16 protein-coding genes and 1 pseudogene are annotated in these 19,956 nt (G+C 57.3%); 7 read left to right on the forward strand and 10 right to left on the reverse strand.

All coding sequences use genetic code 11. From position 1 onward, the window contains the following. Positions 1-2: 2 nt before the first annotated feature. Positions 3-1,115, reverse strand: coding sequence for a GNAT family N-acetyltransferase (locus GOV89_RS20945; protein WP_171239012.1), 1,113 nt, complete (start codon positions 1,113-1,115; stop codon positions 3-5). A 165-nt stretch (positions 1,116-1,280) separates the two neighbouring features. Here GOV89_RS20945 and GOV89_RS20950 point away from each other — a divergent pair, with 165 nt between their 5' ends. The 4 genes from GOV89_RS20950 to GOV89_RS20965 are packed head-to-tail and all read left to right on the forward strand — an operon-like array spanning position 1,281 to position 5,126. After that, positions 1,281-2,234 carry a glycosyltransferase family 2 protein gene (locus GOV89_RS20950; protein WP_171239013.1) on the forward strand — a complete coding sequence of 318 codons (954 nt, stop codon included), beginning with the start codon at positions 1,281-1,283 and terminating at the stop codon, positions 2,232-2,234. Then, on the forward strand, positions 2,231-3,442 hold the full coding sequence (locus GOV89_RS20955; protein WP_171239014.1) for a GNAT family N-acetyltransferase: 1,212 nt from the start codon (positions 2,231-2,233) through the stop codon (positions 3,440-3,442). The genes GOV89_RS20950 and GOV89_RS20955 overlap by 4 nt, the downstream gene beginning before the upstream one ends. Next, positions 3,439-4,464: a peptidoglycan bridge formation glycyltransferase FemA/FemB family protein gene (locus tag GOV89_RS20960; RefSeq protein ID WP_171239015.1), complete on the forward strand. Its 1,026-nt coding sequence runs from the start codon at positions 3,439-3,441 to the stop codon at positions 4,462-4,464. The genes GOV89_RS20955 and GOV89_RS20960 overlap by 4 nt, the downstream gene beginning before the upstream one ends. Continuing rightward, on the forward strand, positions 4,461-5,126 hold the full coding sequence (locus GOV89_RS20965) for a polysaccharide deacetylase family protein (RefSeq protein WP_171239016.1): 666 nt from the start codon (positions 4,461-4,463) through the stop codon (positions 5,124-5,126). The genes GOV89_RS20960 and GOV89_RS20965 overlap by 4 nt, the downstream gene beginning before the upstream one ends. Positions 5,127-5,135: 9 nt before the next feature. Here GOV89_RS20965 and GOV89_RS23140 read toward each other — a convergent pair whose 3' ends face one another. Further along, a complete protein-coding gene (locus GOV89_RS23140) occupies positions 5,136-6,449 on the reverse strand; it encodes an O-antigen ligase family protein (RefSeq protein ID WP_171239017.1) in 1,314 nt (437 codons plus the stop codon). Positions 6,450-6,524: 75 nt separating this feature from the next. Beyond that, positions 6,525-7,244: a sulfotransferase family 2 domain-containing protein gene (locus GOV89_RS20975; protein WP_171239018.1), complete on the reverse strand. Its 720-nt coding sequence runs from the start codon at positions 7,242-7,244 to the stop codon at positions 6,525-6,527. A 310-nt stretch (positions 7,245-7,554) separates the two neighbouring features. Here GOV89_RS20975 and GOV89_RS20980 point away from each other — a divergent pair, with 310 nt between their 5' ends. Further along, a complete protein-coding gene (locus tag GOV89_RS20980; protein ID WP_171239019.1) occupies positions 7,555-8,358 on the forward strand; it encodes a capsular polysaccharide synthesis protein in 804 nt (267 codons plus the stop codon). Between the two features lie 11 nt (positions 8,359-8,369). Here the strand turns inward: GOV89_RS20980 and GOV89_RS20985 are convergent, their stop codons facing one another. Continuing rightward, on the reverse strand, positions 8,370-9,215 hold the full coding sequence (locus GOV89_RS20985) for a sulfotransferase family 2 domain-containing protein (RefSeq protein WP_171239020.1): 846 nt from the start codon (positions 9,213-9,215) through the stop codon (positions 8,370-8,372). A gap of 136 nt (positions 9,216-9,351) precedes the next feature. Beyond that, positions 9,352-11,613, reverse strand: a complete 2,262-nt coding sequence (locus GOV89_RS20990; RefSeq protein WP_171239021.1) for a right-handed parallel beta-helix repeat-containing protein — start codon at positions 11,611-11,613, stop codon at positions 9,352-9,354. Between the two features lie 400 nt (positions 11,614-12,013). Between GOV89_RS20990 and GOV89_RS20995 the strand changes: the two genes are divergently transcribed. Beyond that, positions 12,014-13,339, forward strand: coding sequence for a right-handed parallel beta-helix repeat-containing protein (locus GOV89_RS20995; protein WP_171239022.1), 1,326 nt, complete (start codon positions 12,014-12,016; stop codon positions 13,337-13,339). A 12-nt stretch (positions 13,340-13,351) separates the two neighbouring features. On the opposite strand, the gene GOV89_RS21000 is transcribed toward GOV89_RS20995, so the two are convergent. The 3 genes from GOV89_RS21000 to GOV89_RS21010 all read right to left on the reverse strand — a co-directional run bounded on the left by GOV89_RS21000 (position 13,352) and on the right by GOV89_RS21010 (position 16,716). Next, positions 13,352-14,821 (reverse strand): sulfotransferase, encoded by a 1,470-nt coding sequence (locus tag GOV89_RS21000; RefSeq protein WP_171239023.1) that lies wholly within the window; start codon positions 14,819-14,821, stop codon positions 13,352-13,354. Next, the gene (locus GOV89_RS21005; protein WP_254451560.1) at positions 14,818-15,081 is read right to left on the reverse strand and encodes a hypothetical protein; all 264 of its coding nucleotides are present in this window, start codon (positions 15,079-15,081) and stop codon (positions 14,818-14,820) included. The genes GOV89_RS21000 and GOV89_RS21005 overlap by 4 nt, the downstream gene beginning before the upstream one ends. 171 nt (positions 15,082-15,252) lie before the next feature. Next, positions 15,253-16,716: a glycosyltransferase family 39 protein gene (locus GOV89_RS21010; protein WP_171239024.1), complete on the reverse strand. Its 1,464-nt coding sequence runs from the start codon at positions 16,714-16,716 to the stop codon at positions 15,253-15,255. Positions 16,717-17,215: 499 nt separating this feature from the next. On the opposite strand from GOV89_RS21010, the gene GOV89_RS21015 reads away from it, so the two are divergent. Further along, positions 17,216-18,607 (forward strand): arylsulfotransferase family protein, encoded by a 1,392-nt coding sequence (locus tag GOV89_RS21015; protein ID WP_171239025.1) that lies wholly within the window; start codon positions 17,216-17,218, stop codon positions 18,605-18,607. A gap of 30 nt (positions 18,608-18,637) precedes the next feature. On the opposite strand, the pseudogene GOV89_RS22950 reads toward GOV89_RS21015, so the two are convergent. Both GOV89_RS22950 and GOV89_RS21020 read right to left on the reverse strand, forming a co-directional pair. Further along, positions 18,638-18,977, reverse strand: a pseudogene (locus GOV89_RS22950) (sugar phosphate nucleotidyltransferase); the annotation flags it as partial. 323 nt (positions 18,978-19,300) lie between these two features. Then, positions 19,301-19,609: a GtrA family protein gene (locus GOV89_RS21020; RefSeq protein WP_171239026.1), complete on the reverse strand. Its 309-nt coding sequence runs from the start codon at positions 19,607-19,609 to the stop codon at positions 19,301-19,303. Between the last annotated feature and the right edge of the window lie 347 nt (positions 19,610-19,956).

A 19,956-nucleotide genomic window follows, 5' to 3' on the forward strand; every position in this document is an offset into this window, starting at 1 on the left:
CCTCAGCGTCTGCGCGCCGACAGCAGCCGCTTCGGGCTGAGCTGGCGCAATTTCGGAAACAGGCGTTTCAATTCATTTTTGACCTGCCCCGGCAGGGCATTTGCCGAATGGCTGGCCGCATTCAGAACCAGCGTATGTTCTGCGATGCGCCGGACATGGGTCGGTTTGAATTCGCGCTTGTATTCATAAACGTTGAAATTCGGATGACTTTTGTCTTCTACCGGCAGGAAGCCTTCGACATCGAACCGGGTGCAGCCTGCGCGTTTGGCCCAGAACATGCCCTCAAGCCACAGGGCGGGCGCAACCCGCAGATTGCCCACATCCCGCGCGGCCTCGGGGTCGGCGACATAGCGGCGGGCATGCGCGGTGGTGCCGCTGCGATACAGCAGCAGCCCGCCCAGAAAGACATCCCCGTGATAGGCGTTGAAGATCACGCCAATGGACGGATCGTTGAAGACATGGCGAAATCCGGCCTCATATTCGGCCCGTGGAACCGGAGTCAGATTGTGGCGTGCGATCACCAGCGTATTCAGCCGTTCAAAAAAGGTCTCGGCCTCTTCGAACCGGGTGGCGGTGCGGATCTCGATATCGGATTTATCGACCAGCCTCACCTTGCGCCGAGCGCTGCGCGAGAATGAGGCGCGCAGGTCGTCCTCGGTCAGGGCCAGGTCGATCATACCGGTGTCACGATGCGGTTCGGGATCGCTGATCCGGAACCCTGCCTGCGCCAGCGCAGCGGCCAGATCGTCTGCTTCCTGTTCCAGCCAATAGGGCGTGATCCGCAGCGCATCGACCTTGGCCAGATGGTCCTGCGCGGCCAGCCCCTGCAGGAAGGCGATCATATCCGATGCGCTGTCACAGACCGGCCCGCTCAGCGCCGAGGCCGCAGCCATGCGCCCGAGCACCAGCCGGTTGGGCTGCAGCACAAAAATCCCCACCGCGCACAGCCTGCCGTCCCGCCGTCCGGTGGCAAACATCACCGGATGGCCCATTGCCCGTTCCACCTCGGCAAAACGGGGATCTTGGCGGGGGTGCTGATGGCGGGCTTTGGCGAGAAAATCGCGCCACTCTGACATCTGCACATCGGTCAGAGCGTTTAGGCAATCAATATCCATCCACCATTACTTTCTTTATGCGCTGGCAGGAAACCCGCCCGATATGCTGTATTACATCAATACCCGGAATATTATTTCCGGCGACTATGGCTTCAAACCCAAAATCATGATGCAGTTGCCCAATAGTCGTTCATTTGTAACTCGTTTAGCAGGATTAACGCTGCCATGTATCCAAATCGCGATCCGGTGCAGTCCGACTGTGCCATTTCCATTGTAATCGTAAGCTGGAATACGCGGGATATTTTAAAAGATTGTCTCGATTCAATCACCAATCAAACCACCCTGACCCATGAAGTGATCGTCGTCGACAATGCCTCGACCGACGGGACGCCAGACATGGTCCGGCAGCATTTCCCAGGTGTGACCCTGATCGCCAATTCCGACAATCGGGGTTTTGCTGCGGCCAATAATCAAGGTCTGGAAATTGCCACCGGCGACAAGCTTTTACTGCTCAACCCCGATACGATCATTCTGGATCATGCCATCGATGTGATGAGCGGTTGGCTCGACGCACATCCGGATGTCGGATGCGTCGGATGCCAGGTGTTAGAGAACCTTGAGACCATCCAGCTGACCTGCTTTGCCGACCCGGGACCGCTGAGCCTGGCGGTGATCGAATTCGGGCTGAAACGGCTGTTTCCCTGGCCCGAATATGGCGACTGGGACCGCAAGACACAGCGCGATGTGGATGTGGTCTCGGGCATGTTCATGCTGGTGCCGCGACCAGTGTTCGAAAAGGTCGGCCTGCTGGATGATGCGTTCTTCATCTACTCGGAAGAAGCCGATTGGTGCCGCCGCATCCGCAATGCCGGCTGGCGCTGCGTCTTCGCGCCCGAGGCCCGGATCCTGCATCTCGAAGGCGGATCGAAAAGCACCGCCCAGATCGAGTCGCGCATGTATGTGCAAAAGCAGAAAAGCAAGACGATCTACGCCCGCAAACATTATGGCCGGGGCGGAGAGCTGCTGACCCGCGCCATCTTTGTCACCAGCGCGCTGCTGCGCGGGGTCGCATTTGGCCTGTTGGGCCTGCTGCGCGCCACGCCGGACCGTTCAGCCCGTCTGCGGCTGTCGGGGGCGGCAATCCGGTACCACCTGTTTGGACAGGAACCGGCCACATGATGGATACGATCTCGACCAGTTCCGGACCTGCGCTCGACTGTCTGGAAACCCCGACTCAGGCCCTTGCGGCAAGGGCCGAATGGGATGATCTGGTTACAAAAACCGGCGCCGATATCTATTTCCTGACCGACTGGCAGGCGGCTTGGTGGGATCACTATGGCAAAGGATTTGCCACCAGCCGCCGCCCGGTCTGCTTCCTGCTGCGCGACGGGGGCGATCTGATCGGGGCCCTACCTTTTTGCATCGAAACGATCTGGGCCGGGCCGGTGCCCGTGCGCGTTGCCCGGCTGGCCGGGGTCGATTCCAATTTCGCGGTCATGGGGCTCCCCATCGCTGCCGGTCACGAAGGCACAGTCCTGCGGGCCGTTTTCGATCACCTGACGCAGCAGTTGCACTGCGCCGCTGTCAGCCTGTCGCCAATGTCCGAACGAGCCGCACAACTGGAAAGCCTCTGCACCGCCGAGGGGCTGTCGATCCTGCGCGATGACAGCCCGCGCGGGCACACTCTGATGGATCTGCCCAATAGCTTTGACGGGTTCATGAAGGCGCTGTCAAAAAGCCGACGGCGCGAGGTGCGGCGGAATATCAAGCGCCTGACGGAAACTGCGCCACTGAAAAATATCAGTTCGACCCCCGAAACGGTCGGACCGATGATGGATCGGTTCATCGCGCTGCACACACGGCAATGGCAGGCGGCGGGCAAGGGCGGGCATTTCTCGGACTGGTCGGTGGCCGCGGCGTTCTACCGGGGCCTGCTGCACCGGCTGGCCCCCAAGGGCCAGGCCATGATTGATGAGCAATGGCAGGGCGACACGCTGCTCTCCAGCCAGCTGCGCTATACGCTGGGCGACAAGGCCTATTGGTGGCTGAACGCCCGTGAAACAGCCCCTGAATTTGCCAAAATCGGGCTGGGGCGCGTCGGGCTGGTCGAACGGGTGGAAGGGCTGATCAGGGACGGCATCAAACTGGTCGAAGCCGGAGCCGGAGAATATGAATACAAACTGAGTTACGGCGGTGAACTGGTGCCGATCCATACCATCGTGCTGGCCCCGGATCACCCCATGGCACGGCTGCGCGCGCGGGTTCTGCTGTGGTGGGCGGATGCGCTACATCTGTTCTACTACCGCGCCTGGTTCCTGAAATTCCGCCCCCGTCTGGGGCTGCGGCCCGGCCGACTGTGGACCAGTTGGATACGGACGCGGCTATGACCCAACCTCTGACAGTGCAGACGGTCGCAACCCAAGACTGGCCCCGGATCAGTTCCGGGTTCCGCGACCTGACCTATGAACAGGCCCTGACTTATGCGCAGGCGGCGGCGCAGCGGATCAGGGCCAAGGCACAGTTTGTCACCCTGTCGGATCCGGCTGGCCAGCCCATCGCCGCTGCCTGCCTGCGCATCAAGCCCGTACCGGGTCTGGGGCGCGGCATCGTGTGGATCGCGGCTGGCCCGCTGGTACAGCCCGACGCCACGCCCGAAAACCTGAAGGCCGTCTTTGCTGCCCTGTCCGCCTATGCGCAGCGAAGCGGGCATATCCTGCGGCTACGGCTGCCTGCGTCGACCCTGCGTGACGTGCCGTCCGTGGACCAACTGGCCGCTGCGGCCGGCTTTGCGCCAACAGACCGCTCGGCACCTTATCGGACAGTGATCATCGATTGCGATCAGGACGAAGATACCCTGATGCGCGCCCTGCACGGCAAATGGCGCAACCCCCTGCGCAACGCCCTGAAATCGGGAATGGAGCTTGAAACCCAGCCGATTGCAGATTGCACCGACCGGTTTCATGGCCTCTATCAACAGGTCCAGGCCGCCAAGGGCTTCAGCCCCGACATCCCGCCCGAGTTCTACTATCCGCTCACCGGCCCGGACTTCAGCCATGAGGTTCTGTTCGCCCGGCAGGACGGGGCCGATGTGGGAGCCATGACGATCGGGCGCGCGGGGACCACCGGTGTTTACCTATTCGGGGCCACAACGGAACCGGGACGGCGGCTGAATGCCGGGCACTACCTGATGTGGCAGGCCATTCTGCACTGCAAGACCCACGGGATGCGCTGGTTTGATCTGGGCGGCATCGACGCGGACAGCAACCCCAGCGTGACCCGGTTCAAACTGCGCACAGGAGGCACTGAGGTCACCGCCGCAGGGCCTTATGAATTCCAGCCCACCGGCCTGAGCACCGCCCTGATCCGCACTGCTGAGACGATCCACACACGCCTGAAAGCCCGCCGATGATTGCACTGAATTTCCATGGCATTGGTGACCCCCGGCGCAACCTGGAGACAGACGAGGCCCCCTATTGGGTCTCACCCCAGCAATTCGAACAGGTTCTGGCACAGGTGGCCAAAGCGCCCGCAGGCTTCCGGATCACGTTCGACGATGGCAACCTGTCGGATCATGACATCGCCCTGCCCGTCTTGATCGATCACGGGCTGCGCGCGCGATTTTTCGTGCTGACCGGACGGATCGGAGAGGCCGGATCGCTGGACAAGGCCCGTATCCGGGCGCTGTCCGAGGCGGGCATGATCCTCGGCAGCCATGGCATTGCCCATACCGCCTGGCCCACGCTGGGCGATGAGGATCTGGCGCAGGAGTTGCGGACCTCGCGCGCCCGGCTCGAAGATATCTGCGGGCATGCGATTACCGAGGCGGGCATCCCCTTTGGCCGCTATGACGCGCGGGTGCTGCGGGCGGTGCGGGCGGCGGGTTATACCACCGCATGGTCCAGCGATGGTGGCAGTTACCAGCCGCAGGCCTTTTTGCGACCCCGTACATCCCTGCGCGGAGACATGGGCGATAACGACGTGCAAGCCATCCTGTCGAACCGCATTCCCCCCCTGCGCCGCCTGCGCCGCGCAGTGCGGATGGCGCAGAAACGCTGGATGGTCACGGGGTAACCCGCAGGATTACTGCGCAGCTTCTGCAAGTGCTTTGGGAAATCTCGTATATCTGATCTGACGCCGGGCCGATTTGGGCTCTGCGGTCTCATTCTCGTTTTCCTGCGTGCATTCAGGGTCGAAAAACCACACGCCGGCCCCCATCAGGAACATGAAGGCACAATAGGTCGAATCCCACATGTGAACCGTAAAGGCCGAGATGGCCATGCCAGCAAACCCAATCACATACCCGCGCCGCACCCGCGCGTGCTCGCCGGACAGGGGCGCGACAATGGCTTTCCAGCACACCACAACAACGGCAAGTGTTAGGGCGAACCAGGCCGGAATACCGTAGCGCAGCGCAACCAGCAGCCAGAAATTATCGACACTCGATTTCATCCAAAGGGGGCGGCTCCAGTAACCAAGCCCCACGCCCGTTATCGGGTTTGCGTAGATATCGTCGATTGCATTGTTGAAAATATGGATCCTGTTCCAGGCGGAACTGGCGGAAAAGGACAGCTCGGATGCAATGATCTGAAACGCGTTCCGGTTCGAAGACAGCTCAAGCACGATGTAAAGAAGCGTGAACAGGATACCAAACAGCTTCCAGCGGTTTTTGATGGCCTTGATGCGCCTCAGCACTTCGTCCCAGGCGATCAGGCCAGCCTGCAGCATCACGCCCAGAATCGCCCCGGAAGACAGGGACGCAAAGACCGCCGCCCCTACAACGGACGACTTGCGGGTCTGTTTGAACAGCGCCCTGTCAGGGGCAAGCGTATACCAGGCCAGGGCAAAAACCGGAGAGCAGAATATCCCAAACAGGATCGGATGCGGCATCGTTGCCTGAGCGCGTTCCAGCCCGAGCCTGGGTTCCTGTTGGACATCGCTATAAACCGGGAAAATGCCGCTGAAGAGATCGAGCAGGATCGGGCTCCCGGTCAGGTTCTCAAAGATCGCGAAGGGTAACAGCGCCGCTATAATCGCAAAGTACCACCACACGAAGGTCCGGAAAGACGCAAGGTTCCTGATGAGAACGCGTGCCGCAAAATAGGGAACAGCCGTCTCGATCACCAGAATACCCGCAAACTGGAATCGCGCGGCTACCCCATGGTTGATGAATAGCGCCCCCATCATCCACAAACATGTCAGGATCACCAGAATGTCCGGGAGGCGTATCCGCCCCGCCGAACCGTTCAACCATCGAATCACAAACGTGAACATGAAAACAAGCAGGTAGACGCGATACATGCTCAGCCGCAAACTGCCCAAAAAGAAGTAGAAGGGCATGACAAGCGAGACAAGGAAAAGCGCGATCAGAAGCCGGTTGGGCGAGGCCTCTGCCACTGCCCCTCTCATCCGGGGTCCGGATTGTGCGGCAAGCGTCATTACGTCAAACGTTCCTCTTTCTCGCCGGCATTCTCATACGGCAAGGCTGCTCTCAGCCACTTTGATATCATACATATCCCCAAGCAGAGTGTAATCTGCCTGAGTGATTTGTAACAAAGCATCAATCTGCCGAGGGGTCAGCGTGGTATCACGCCGACTTGTCCCGGATTTGTTCACATGCTGCCCCGGAAACGGCCGGCCCAGCCGCTGGGTCAGAAACGCGTTCATCTCATCCACCGCTTCCAGCTGGAAGACATGGTCGAAAAAGTCGATATCCGGGCCCAGATGCCAGGAATAGAGCGTGGTGTGCACGCGGACCGGGCGGCTGACGGCGCGGTAGTCGTGGAAATGGTCGATGAACTGGCCGAAGGTCGGGTCCAGCGGTAAGCCTTCGTTGTCGATATCCATCTCTTCGTTGCGCCAGCGGAACTGATTGCGATGCACCTTGTCTCGCCAGGCCGATTTGATGCGGGCCACGGGGTCGCGCACCAGGGTAAAGGTGGCATAGCCGTCCGGCACGACCGCCTTGGCGAATATCTGTGTGCGATACCCGTCCTGTTCGTGAATATTGCGCGGCTGAATCAGCTTTGCCCGCGCCAGCCGCCAGTGTAGATTGTTGATGACACGCCGGACCCCGCGCCCCTTGAAGGGTTCGCCATGGTCCAGTTCCCAGAATGTTTCCTTTAGACTGCTGCTGCCAATCTTTGTAATATCAAAATAAACGGCTTTCAGAGCCTGCGAGACAACCGCCATAATATCTTACCCTAGGGGGCCCAGAACCCAATTTCACTGAAGTATATGTGTGTCTGAGCAGTGTTTACAGTAAATCCACGGATGCGAAGCTATCCCAGAGGCTTTCCCCCAACAATGGCTTGTTTTGCCCCTTATTGTTGCCAGTCTATTACTGTGAGGTGGAACCCGCGCCGAAAATCGAATGATATGCCACGCACCACTGGCGCCCCGTTCAGGGGGTGATTAGAAATCAGATGTAACGTGTAGTGGAGTATGTATGCCCGCCGGTAAGCCTTGGACATGGTTGTTCGCTCTGATTGTTGGAGCTCGAATGCTGCCAACGATAGGGCGGCGCGCTCGCAAGAAACTGAATGGAAAACCCAATCACTTTGCGCAATCCGCGCCGCGCCGGATTCCCAAGACCATCTGGATGTACTGGGACACCGGAGAAGCCGACGCGCCCGAGCTAGTCCGGCATTGCATCGCCTCTTGGCGCAGTCAAAACCCTGATTGGGATGTGCGGGTGCTGGATGCAACAACTGTATCTGACGTGGTTCAGATGCCGCTAGATTTCGGCAAAGTACCTATTCAGGCTTACAGTGATTTGCTGCGTTTCAGGCTGTTGCGTGAACATGGCGGCGTCTGGGTGGATGCCACGACCTACTGTCTGCGCCCGCTCGACCATTGGCTTCCTATGGTTGCATATAGGGGCTTTTTTGCATTCATCTGGATCCCGACCGAACGGTGGTTCATCTGGCCTGGCATGTATCGGGAAATCGGAACCTGGTTTCTGGCGTCCGAGCCACACGGCACAGTGATTTCCCTTTGGGAAAAATACAGTTTTGCTTACTGGGATAAACGCCGCAAAGCACTTGTGTACTACTGGGCGCACGCCATTGTGGACGTCCTCAAACTCACGCATCGTTCCTTTAGACGTAGCTACGACTCCATGCCAAAGATCGGTTGTTATGGCCCCCATCTGGTGCATGACTGTGTAACTCATGGTCATGACCCTGACGAGGTAGCCGCGTTGCTTGAAACCGGTGCCATGCCGGTACAGAAACTGCGTTGGAACTGGAGTGAAGAGCGTATCGCCAAGGCAAAAAAGCTTCTCAGAATCAAAGAACCCGGCTGATCAGAGAGCTCCTAAGTTCCGGATGCCGATTTAGTCGGGGTTTTCGCCGCAACCGAATGACGGGACTGCGTGGCTGTGTCGGCCAGTACCTCGCGGTGCATCGCAATGTCATCTGCATAATAAGATGTGACGAAGTCTCGCACGTGGCCATCATCAAACTCCGGTAGCGTCTCTGGATCGTCGGGTTCCATCAAAAGACGCCGTGCCGTACCCCGCAGCATTTCATGCGCCGGTTGCGGTAGAACACGCCGCACCAGTGCGCTGCCCTGGCGCATGATGTGTTTCATCTGAGGATACCGAAATGTCATGGTGCGATTGGCATGCCCAAACTCAAGCCGCTCGACACCCAAGTGCTGGCCAAGCTCCATCCCGAACAAATCAAGCCGTTCGACCGGGTAGAGATTGCGCACGAGCCGCACACCATCCATCTGCACAAAATCTGATTGCCGCGCGAAATGAATGAAGTTAGAGGCAATCACTTCAGGCGCAGAATTCAGATAAGAGATAACCTTGTCGATCTCCTCTCGGATCTCCTTCGGCTCCAGCTGAGCAAATTCCTTACCAAGATACATCTTGGCCCGCTGCGCCAAAGACGAGCGGAATCTCTGGAACGGGTCACGCAGCAGGGCATAGCTGTCATAGAGCTTCAGCTTTTCGAAAGCGTCCGGGTCCAGATCTCGCAGCAGGTGCAGGGGCAGGTGACGGAAATCAATCTCACCCAGTTCCGGGTGCCGCTCGACCGTTTTCAGAAACCGCTCATCCGCATCGTGATAGGGCAGAACCGACGCCCGCACCGAAGTGCCCGCGCATTTCGGCACGTGTATGAATACAAATCTGTGGCGGTCGGACAAAATCATGACAGGAGACTCTCAATCCAATACGCACCATATGCCGCAGCCGCGACAGGTTTGACAATGAGTGCGGTAAAGAAAGGGCAGGTCCAGAGAATCCGGCCTGCCCTTTCGGTGTTTTCAGTGTGGCCAAAGGCCCGTATCAGCCCAGATCGCTGACGGTTCCGCCCAGCGGATCGACAAACTGAACCTCGTCATCAATCGCAAAGCCGCTGAGATCGCCATCGGCATAACGACCATGGCTGAAACCAATGTCCCAACCCCATTCGCGGCCACCGGTGAAATCGAGATCGATATCTGTCCTGTCGAGGACAACCTCGTCATCGACTATAACCTGCACCCGATCCTCAACCTCATCGACCAATACGCTGATCTCATGTGCTTCGGTATCGTTCAGGCCCAGATCCTTAACATGGAAGCCTTCGTGGAACTTGCCGTCGTTGTTCTTGACGTGCACCTTCAGGCCGTCGCCGACCAGAGTCAGCCCCACATGCCCTTTGTTCCAGACTAGGCGTTGCGCGGCGCCGTCGGCTTCGTCGCGGGCAAACTCGACAGAAAAGGCAAGTTGTTCGGAATCCTCGAACTGCTTCAACCGCCCAAGTTTCACCTGATCCTTGTACCCGTCAAAATGGACGACAGGGCCGGTTGCCGTATCGACAACATGCGCATCGCCTTTCAGGGCTGCGTCGTTGCCTGTCGCCAGCCCGGCAATGTCCAACACGTAATCGTCAAAGACCATCGGAGTTTGCGACCCTGTGCCGGTATTGGTTCCGGTCGAACCCGAAGATGTCCCGCTGTCCGGCGCGGTCGGAGTGGACGTACCGCTATCGGGTACGGTCGTAGTCGATGTGCCACTATCAGGCGCGGTCGTAGTCGATGTGCCACTATCAGGCGCGGTCGTAGTCGATGTACCACTATCAGGCGCGGTCGTAGTCGATGTGCCACTATCAGGCGCGGTCGTAGTCGATGTACCACTATCAGGCGCGGTCGTAGTCGATGTGCCACTATCAGGCGCGGTCGTAGTCGATGTACCACTATCAGGCGCGGTCGTAGTCGATGTGCCACTATCAGGCGCGGTCGTAGTCGATGTACCACTATCAGGCGCGGTCGTAGTCGATGTGCCACTATCAGGCGCGGTCGTAGTCGATGTGCCACTATCAGGCGCGGTCGTACCTGTAGTGGTAGTGGTCGATCCCGTACTACCGGAATTCACCACCGTGCTGCTCGAAACACCAACCCAGCTGTCATAATCAAACGGATAGCTGTCAACCAAGCTCGACCCGGCGTCCAGCAGATCCGCTATGGTACCGGGAAGAATACCATATTGGTTGTATCCATCGTTGGCAGCCGTCTCATGAAAGATGAAATGCGCATCATAGTTGTTGGGTTGAATGATCGCATTGTCCTGAATCGTCCAGTCGGACGGAATAACGCTGGGGCCTACAATGGTAGGTGTGATGTTCTGTTCGATCGTCACGTCCTTGGATCCGCCCGTCACAAGGATTTTGGGTATGGCCACGCCGCCAGTCTGACCCGACGGCACTGCGATCAGCGTGTTGTTCGTGATCTCCAGCCCTTCCGTCATGTGCACGGCAAGACCATTTGCATGTGCGTTGTAGATGATGTTGTTCTCGATCACGACATTATAGTGCCAGTCCTCGGGGTTGGAATATTGCCCCTTGTCGCCGCCAAACCAGATGCCCTGCGTATAATCACCCTCACCCATATCAAGAACGTTGTTGCGGATGATGATATCGCTGCTGCCGGTCCCGTTCGAGCGCTGAACCTGGATCATGTCGCGGTGGTCATTCGACCCTGCGGCACCGCCAAAGTCATGGATATAGTTATTCTCGATAAGAACGTTCTGAACTTCGCCGAGCGAAATACCGTCCGACCGGATTGTGTGGATATTGTTTCCGGAGAAGTTGATGTCAGTTGATCTACCCGCACCCAGAGCCTTCCACCAGGAATGGAACTCGGTGTTGGTGACCTCGACATTGTTCGATCCCCGGATCACCAGGCCTTTGCCAAAACCTGTGCCATCAGCGCTGGTACCGGTGCCGCTGGCAAAATCGCCGTCGAAGAGCGAATTGTCTATGGTAATATTGCTGCTACCACTGATCAGGAATTTGTTGGTGTAGGTCGCATCACCAAGAGAGTATGTGTAATCGAACGTAATCTCGTCGAATGTGATATTCGACGAATTGGTCAGATACATTTCCGAAAAGCTGGCCTGATTGGCCGGATCGGCAGATTTGATTGTCACTTCTGATGCGAACTGCGCGCCCTTGAGGCTGAGCTTTCCATAATCGCCCGGCGCGAGCAGTATCGTTTCCCCACCTGTCGCCTGAGACAGAGCCTGGTTCAGTTCCGCCGCAGAGGTTACCGTGATTGTCGTCGACATATTTCACCTTCTGTTTCATAGGCGCTGTGAGTGGCAGCGCATGAGATCCCGCACACCCAGGACAGAAGGAACAGCCGCACGAAGGCGACAGAGGGGCCAGAATATGGCTATGTTTGGAAACTGTTGCCTGTATTGGGACAATATTGCCCCATTGCCTTCATTTCCGAGTGAACTCGAATACTCGATACCGGGAATTGTTCCCCTTCCCTTGGCGGTACCATCAGGTTTTACGAATTGATTCTCATGTCGCAACAATGGCCACAGAAATGCCTTCTTTCAGGCGTGTCCCCGCGTATCACCAACTGGTGTCGGCGATGAATTGCCCGATGCCCTTACGTCACCTTGCGCACAAAAGACCAAATCACTGACCCCAAACGCGCAATACCATTATGGACATGACATGACCGCAGCCGTAGCCTTCCCCCATGGTACAGGTGATAGAGGTGGGTTTCTTATGCGACACATAGGCGGTTTCATCGGCATATTGACCTGCGCCTGCTTTACACTGCTTACCCTGCCGACACCGGCGTCAGCCGCCGCCTGTACCGGTGCGAAAATCGCGGTCAACACGAATGCCACCCAGGACGGGCAGATCATCCGTACCCCATCCGAACTTTCCTCGGCGCTCAGGGCTGCAAAAGGGGGCGAGACATTCACGCTAGAAGGCGGAAATTACGGCCCTTTGAAAATCAAGAAAGGGTTCAAGAAACCTGTGACCATCCGCTCGGCCTCAGGCCGCGCACCGGCTTGCTTTACCGAATTGCGTCTGAACAATGCCGGGAACCTGGTGCTGGACGGGCTGGTCTTCGACTATGAATATACATCGGGCGATAAAGACGCCGCCAACCGGTTTAGCATCCTTGGAAGCCGCGGCATCACCATCACCAACTCGATCTTTGACGGCGGCCACCGATCCGGGGCCGGGCATGGGCGTGGGCTGCGCATCCGGGACAGCGCCAAGATCGACATCAGCAACTCGGTCTTTCGGAGCTGGTGGAAAGCGCTGACAGGCGACAGCATTGTCGACCTCAAGATCCGTGGCAGTGAGTTCACCGACATCCGCTCGGACGGCCTCGCGCTTGGCGTGGTCGACGGGCTGTTGATCGAGGCGAACCGCATGCACAACTTCCGCGGTGTGAAAGGGAACAAGGATCACCGGGACATGATCCAGATTCTCCGCAGTTCAAACCGGCGCAGCACCGATATCACCATCAGCAACAACATATTCGACATGGGTGCGGGGGACTATGCCCAAACGATTTGGATGGGGGGCGACGGCAAGGATCTGGGCGATCCGATGCTGCGCCATCAGAATGTGCTGATCGAAAACAATGTCATCTACAATGCCCATACCCATGGGATTTCGCTTCATGCCATCGACAATCTGTCGATCCGCAAGAACTCGGTCATCCGGGTGCATCGGAACGAAAAGGGAAAGGTCACGATCCCGCGCATCAGCGTCTCGCCGGGCTCAACCTCTGTGGTGATCGAACAGAACGCGGTGGCCGGTATCCGGGGCTATAAGAACCAGGCTGACTGGGCGGTGCTCAACAACGCCATTATTCAGGACCAATCTCCTGGGCAGCCCGGCTATTACGACCGTGAGTTCATCTATTACGCGACCGGCCCGGCGAACGGGTATAACGAATACGGTGTCCGCCCCGGCAGCCGTATTGATCAACTGGACGCGGGCTCGACACTTGTCAGGAATTACCCGACGCGATGACAGAGAGGCGGCTCAGGTCCTGCCCGCACTCTCTTTCAGCGCTTCATAGACCTCGGTCGCCTCCCGGAACTTGCCCGGATCGAACTCCCCGGTCTCGGCCACGTCTTCTTTCGAGTGGAAGTAACGCTCAAAAGCCTGCCCGCCCGGGTCCAGATCAAGCGCGCCATATAGGTCGGTCATTGTGCGGGCCGGAGACTGGCGCAGATCGTCCTGCAACAGCAGGATGCACTTATCCTTATGTGCAAGCACATGACGAAACGCGTGTGTCCAGTAGTCAAGCCAGTAATCCGCCGTATCCGCGTTTTGCACTTCGGGGCTAAACTCCGGGAAAAGAAAGGGTTTGTGGATCTTCCCGAATTCGTAATGGCCGATATCCCCCATGTAGCGGGCAATAAAGGCGTCCTCGGACTGTTGCTTGCAGAAATTCCTGTGCTGCCGCAGCAGGGACTGGGCATGGCTTTCCGGGCGCCGGACCGGCACGACGATCCTGCAATCGGGAAAAGCGTTCAGTAGATACGGAATCCGGGCGATATTGGCGTTGTTCTTCGAGCAATAGCGCGTTTTGGGCGCGCCCTCTGCCTGTACCGTCCGCGCGCAGACGATCTTGGTCATGTGGCGGCGCATGAACTGATCTGCCCCCAGATCCGTTTCCTCAGCTGTCCAAAGCGGGATCGACGCGCCCTGGTACTTTTTAAACCAGAACATTTTCCAGATGACTTCTTCGAACGCCTCGGGGCTGTCCAGATCAATCTCAAGCCCGTCACCATGGGCGCGCTGACGGCGGTCTACCCCGCGTTTCTGTCCCCCCGCCAGTTTGTTCCACAGAAGGGGGGCGGTCAGAAACGGCATGTCCCGGTAGATATGGGTCGCGACCCCGGGCGCCTCATGCAGCGCGTTCAGAACCGCCGTGGTCCCCCCACGCGCCAGAGAGGTGACAAAGATCGGATCTTGGGCCTCGGGCGCGCGGGATTGCGAGGGCAGTTTTTCCTCGGCCCATGACGCCGCCTTCAGAACCACTGGGCTTGAAAAGGCTAGGTTGTGCACGAATTGCTCGACCGGTGAATACAGCGTGTCATCCGCATGCTGCTCCTTGGGGCCCGCGCGAAACCGCTGAACGACCTTAGCCACCACGATCGCCGCGATTGAGACAATGACAATATAATCAAGCCGCAGCATGAGGTCGAAGACAGCGCTGCTGGAGGTCAGCCTCAGAAACTCGGCCCCGTATATAGGCAAAGCCGCCGCCGCCAGCGCCAGCACAACCCGCCAGGCCAGATTGAAACCGAAAACGATCAGCTTTAGCCCGGCGCGCCGCACCGCCTGTTCCTTGGCATCATCGGAAAGCTGGCTGTCCATCAAAGAGGCCACACCCGACATGCTTGTACTGACCACGTCGTTTGCGGCATCAAATATCTTCGTGCGCCAAAGAACAAATGCAAACCCGCCCACTGCCAACAGTGAGACGGCAACAACAAGTATCATTGCGTCGGATCAGGCTCGTTATTTGCTTTGGCACCTTCCTTGCGGCCCTTGAGCATCCGCTTCAGCGGAAACCACACAAGCCCGACAATCAGGAACAGAACGCCAAGGATCACGGCAATCGTGACAGCAATCGCCCCCAGACCCGCACCGGGACCGATATAGGCGAAGGCGGGGTTTGGAAGAACCAGCAACAGCGTCCCTACATAAAGCAGCGACACGGTTCTAATATGCCAGATGCGATCTTCCGTAAACATTTTCATGACGTGTATTCCTCTCATTCAGTTTGAAAAATCCGGATGGATTTTAATTCGAGTTGGGTATTCCTTTAACGAAATCATTGCAGAAACGATTAACATATTCCCACACCATATCTCTCCTGTCATTCTTCTCAGACACCTTTGGGGTATAAACATGCGGGGTCTCCAAGCCCGTCACCTGCGCCGGTAGATAAGAACCCGGCCATCCCCAAGCGTTCCGGGGAAGGCCTGAACAAGCTGCAGCGACCCTTCGGCATCCTGCCCCAGCTGCGGGATGGTCCGGAACATTCTGTTCGGGAACAGAACGACCAGCGCCACTGGTCCGGGCTGAGCCATCGCATCCGCATATCCCTTGGTATCGCCGATAGTGGCCCAATCGGCATTGAAATGACCTTCGAAAAGCGGGCCGCCCGGATTGACCGCGTAGATTCGTTCGGATGGGGTGCGTGTTTCTTCCACCAGCGCAAATGCCCCGGCCAGGTCCTGTTTTGGTGCCGCGTAGTTGCGCTGTACCAGCAACAGGGACACCGCGACCATTGCCACAACGCCTGTGGCAAAAAGCAGCCCCGTCATCTGCGGGCGTCCCAGCACGCGCGCCACCAGATCCGCGCCATACCGACACCCGATGACGGCAAGAATGATGACAAGGCCGATATCGACAAAGAAAAACCGGGGCCAGATGCGCATGCCAAGCGCCAGAAGGATGACCAGCGTCACGGCGATATGCATGACGATGGCTGGAAAGAACAAAGGTTGCTTCGCATGCGTCCCCGCCGCCCCAAACCCCAGCGCAACCACACCGCCGACCGCCACCAAAAGGGTCAGAGCCCCGGTATTGCCAACCGCAGTCCGCAGGCCTTCGACAATTGTCCAACGCGGGTTCTGATATTCCTGCATCGTATCAACCGCCGATGTGGCGGCCACATCGCCCACGGTTCCCGCGATGCTTGGCAGGATCGGCAGATATGCCAACAGGATCAACGCGGATGCAATCGCAACACCCGTCAGCGGTTTCCAGACCCAATCGCGGGTCAAGGCCCCGCGCCCGAAGCCGGTGATCAGAGAGATCAGCCACACCAGCCCCAGCGCGACAAAGAAAAACGCGCCTGTCAGATGCGTGAAAACCGCCGCCGCGGCGGTCAGGCCAAAAGCAACCCAGGTGCCAAAGCTGGGGCTCTGCACACCCCGCAGGAAGAAGATCAGGCCAAGCGTGCTCCAGAACGCCAGCTCGGTATAGCCCCGGGCATTCTGCGAAAACCAGACTTGGTGATAGGACAAGGCCACCAACAAGGCAGACACATGCGCGATCCGCGCCCCGGCAATATCTTTCGCCAACCACCAGATCGCGCCAACAACGCCCACGCCGAACAGAACCGCCGGAAAGCGATAGGCCCAGACCTGATCTCCGAAAATCTGAGAGATCAGCTTGGCCTTCAGGCTGAAGAAATAGTGATGGTTCATCGAGTATTCGCGCATCATCTCGCCCCAGGGCAGGCTGACATGCGTATCCACGGTACGGATCTCGTCATACCATAGCGGCGCGTTCAGCCCGGCAGTCCGCAATACCGCTGCAAGAAGCAGGATGAACAAAAGTACGGCCAGATCGTTGCGGCCAACGGCAGGGACCTGCTGGTTCATAAAGGCGCCTCCGGTCACACTCGTAAATTCAAAACGTCAAACAATAACCCGACCATGTGCGGGATTGGCACATTTACCACCCTGGCCACTCCTATTATCTCTGTTTCCAGGGCGCAGGTAGAAGCGATTGTGCGGGCGCGCGTGTATTTCAGCAAAAAGCGTTGCCAAAGTGAATACATTTTGGGCGCTCACCCCAAATTGTTAAGAACAATCACAGAGAGGTTTTTGACGCCAGCAGGCAACCTCCTGCCCTTGCAACACCTGATCTTTTGGGCGACACTTGAACAGCAGCCCCTGTTCTTTCTGACGGGAGGGGGACCCGCCCCTCTCTGCCATCGTCTTTTCGCGGCAGAGCTCAGCTGGTAATATTTATGTAGAAATATGAGCAATTTTGGAAAATGGTGTCGTTGTTCGGAGCTTAACGTAACAACTGTTCTGATGCCAAGCTCCATTTCAGTTTGAGTAAATTGCTTAAAAAGTACTCAGGGTTAGAGCCGTCATGGAAAAGCTTCTTTTCAAGAAAATCGAACTTTGGGTTCTGGGGTTGGTTCTGGTGGCGGGCTTTTTAGGCATGATCCTGTTCGGCGCCATCGTCCTTGACGCAGAGCGCGGGGAAGAAGAACTGGGCAGCGACCATTTCGGCGCGATCGGCGATGTGGCGCTGGCAATCGCCGAAATACCAGAAAACACACGGCAGGCGCTTAAGAAAGTGGGACGGCCAGATCCGACCATGGCAACCTTCCTTCGTATTCCAGAGGGAACCGAAGTCCCCGACGGATGGTCCTGGTCGCAACCTGCGGGCTCGGGCGGGTTAGACGGGTACCTGTTGCTCAGCCGGTATGATGGCAACCAGACACAGCATGTTATTGAGCTGATTTCACTGACCACCGGAAAAACCTTGCAGAGCTGGTCGCCTGAACCCGAAGCCCTGCTGGCCGATGTCGAGCACCGCCCCGAGTTCGAGGGGCGCGCGCGTTACGAAGAATGGAACAACGCCTATTTCCGCTATATCCACCCCTATTTGACCAAAACCGGCGATCTGCTGCTGAAGAACCATAATTCGCCGCTTTTCCTGCTGTCCCCCTGTGGTGAGGAGCGATGGACGCAGGATGAACATCTGTTTCACCACTCGACCAATCCAGACGGGGAAGGTGGATTCTGGATGCCAAGCTTCATGTTGGAGGACCGGCCAAAAAACCTATCGAAAGGGTTTGTCCGCGACGCGCTGGCACGGGTGAATGCCCAAGGTGAAGTGACCTTCAAAGTGGCTCTGGACGATGTTTTCTATGACAGCGGTTTGCGCCACCTGCTGTTTCCGGCGGCCAATTATTATCAGGACCCCATACACCTGAACGATATCGAGCCGGTATTGGCCGATGGACCACATTGGCAAAAGGGCGATCTGTTTCTGAGTTTCCGCAGCCCATCTCTTGTTGCGCTGTACCGCCCATCCGTCGGCAAGTTTGTCTGGTGGCAGGCGGGGCCATGGCAGTCGCAGCATGACGTCGACATTCTCGACGATCGCCGCATCGCGGTGTTCAACAACAATGCCTATAACCGCGGGCTTGGCTCGCGCGTCGAGGGCGTCAGTGAAACCGTAATTTACGATTTTGAGACCGGGTCAGTGACAAGCCCGTTTCTTGAAACGATGGAACGGTTCGCCACGGCAACGGTGTCCGAGGGCTTGCAGGATTTCACGCCTTCCGGACATCTGATCTTCGAAGAGGAAAACCGGGGGCGCATGTTCATTCTCGATGAGGCGGGCGAGGTGGTTGCAACCTTTGCCAACCGGGCCGACAACGGGGAAATCTACCGGTTGGGCTGGTCGCGTTACGTGCCGCAATCCCATGGTGAAAGCGCATTGGAGGCAATTTCCGATAGCGGATGCTAGGTCTGGCTGGCTATCGCAGCAGGTGGGTCTCACATAGGCATAACCGCAACCCATGGCTTCCACCCTAAGCAGGCCCTCTTCTAGATACATCTGCAGCAGATCGGTGATCTCAAGCTCCCCCCGTGCGGATGGCTGCACCTTTTTCGCACGCTCCGGCGCGGATCCATTGAGGAAATACAAACCCAACCCGTGACCGCGTAGTTCGAGGGCGGTTCAAGAGGTTTTTCAATAATTCCCGCGCGCGGCCATCCGCATCAAAATCAACCACGCCATAGCGTTGTGGATCGGCCACGCGGCAGCCAAAGACCGTTCCGCCCTCGGCATGCCTTTCCGCCGCCGTCAAAAGCTTTGGCAGACCGTGGTGAAAAAAACCCAAAATATTCGACGCCCGACGTGAACTGCTTAGTGGCTATAAACCGACACCAAAAAATCGAAAAATTATGGGCCAGCGCGGAACTCTTTGAGCCTAGGCCAAAACCATTATCGCTGATACCTGATTGGACAAAAAACGCCCCGGCTATGCCGCAGCAGAACATGAACACCCGCACATCTCTGTCTCGGGTGTTTCCCGAAATGCGTTACGCAGTATGATCAATGCAGGCTCCTTACTTTTCGAGCGCTATGTGGCAAAAGCCCACCGACGGGATGCGAGGCAGGTGATCGCCCGAACTGTCGCTATGATCACCGTGAGGGTCAGAAAATAGCTGAGCCCGGCCAAATTGACCAAGGCGTAGACAATCGCCTGGTTAAAAACAGACCAAACCCCGCAATCGTCAGAAACTGCGGCATGGTCCACCGGTGATAGGCCCCGGACTGAGAGCTGAACTGGTGGTGCCGGAAATAGGACACAAGAAATCCAGCCCCAAAATCAAATGTATTGGCCAAGAACGGATACGGAAACCCTATTTCTATCAGCGCAATCACAACCGTAGCGTGGATGAGTGTGATAAGAACGCCAACAATTCCGAAGACCACAATGCTTCTTAAATCAATATATCTCACAATAATCCTTCCGCGCCTGAAATGAGGCGCTCTACGACAAAGCGGGGGCGGCGTTTGCTCTGTAAATGCAGCCTTTCATTGTATTCACCAAGGATCCCGATCGTCATAAGCTGAATTGAACTCATAAGCAGAGCGGCGACCATAACAGATGAGCAGACCTAAACTACATCGCCGGTAGACCACTGCAACAGAACCTTGAAAAGAGATGTTTTGCACGGCTCCATTCGCTTTACGCGCAAAAATATCCTCTTTTGATCGCTACATTTGCTCTATGATGAAAATCATTTATATCTGATAAGTATCCCTTATCATGACTGATTGATTTCGCCAGAAAATGCGCGCAGAAT

It is taken from the genome of Ruegeria sp. HKCCA5763 (assembly GCF_013034545.1).
GTDB lineage: Bacteria > Pseudomonadota > Alphaproteobacteria > Rhodobacterales > Rhodobacteraceae > Ruegeria.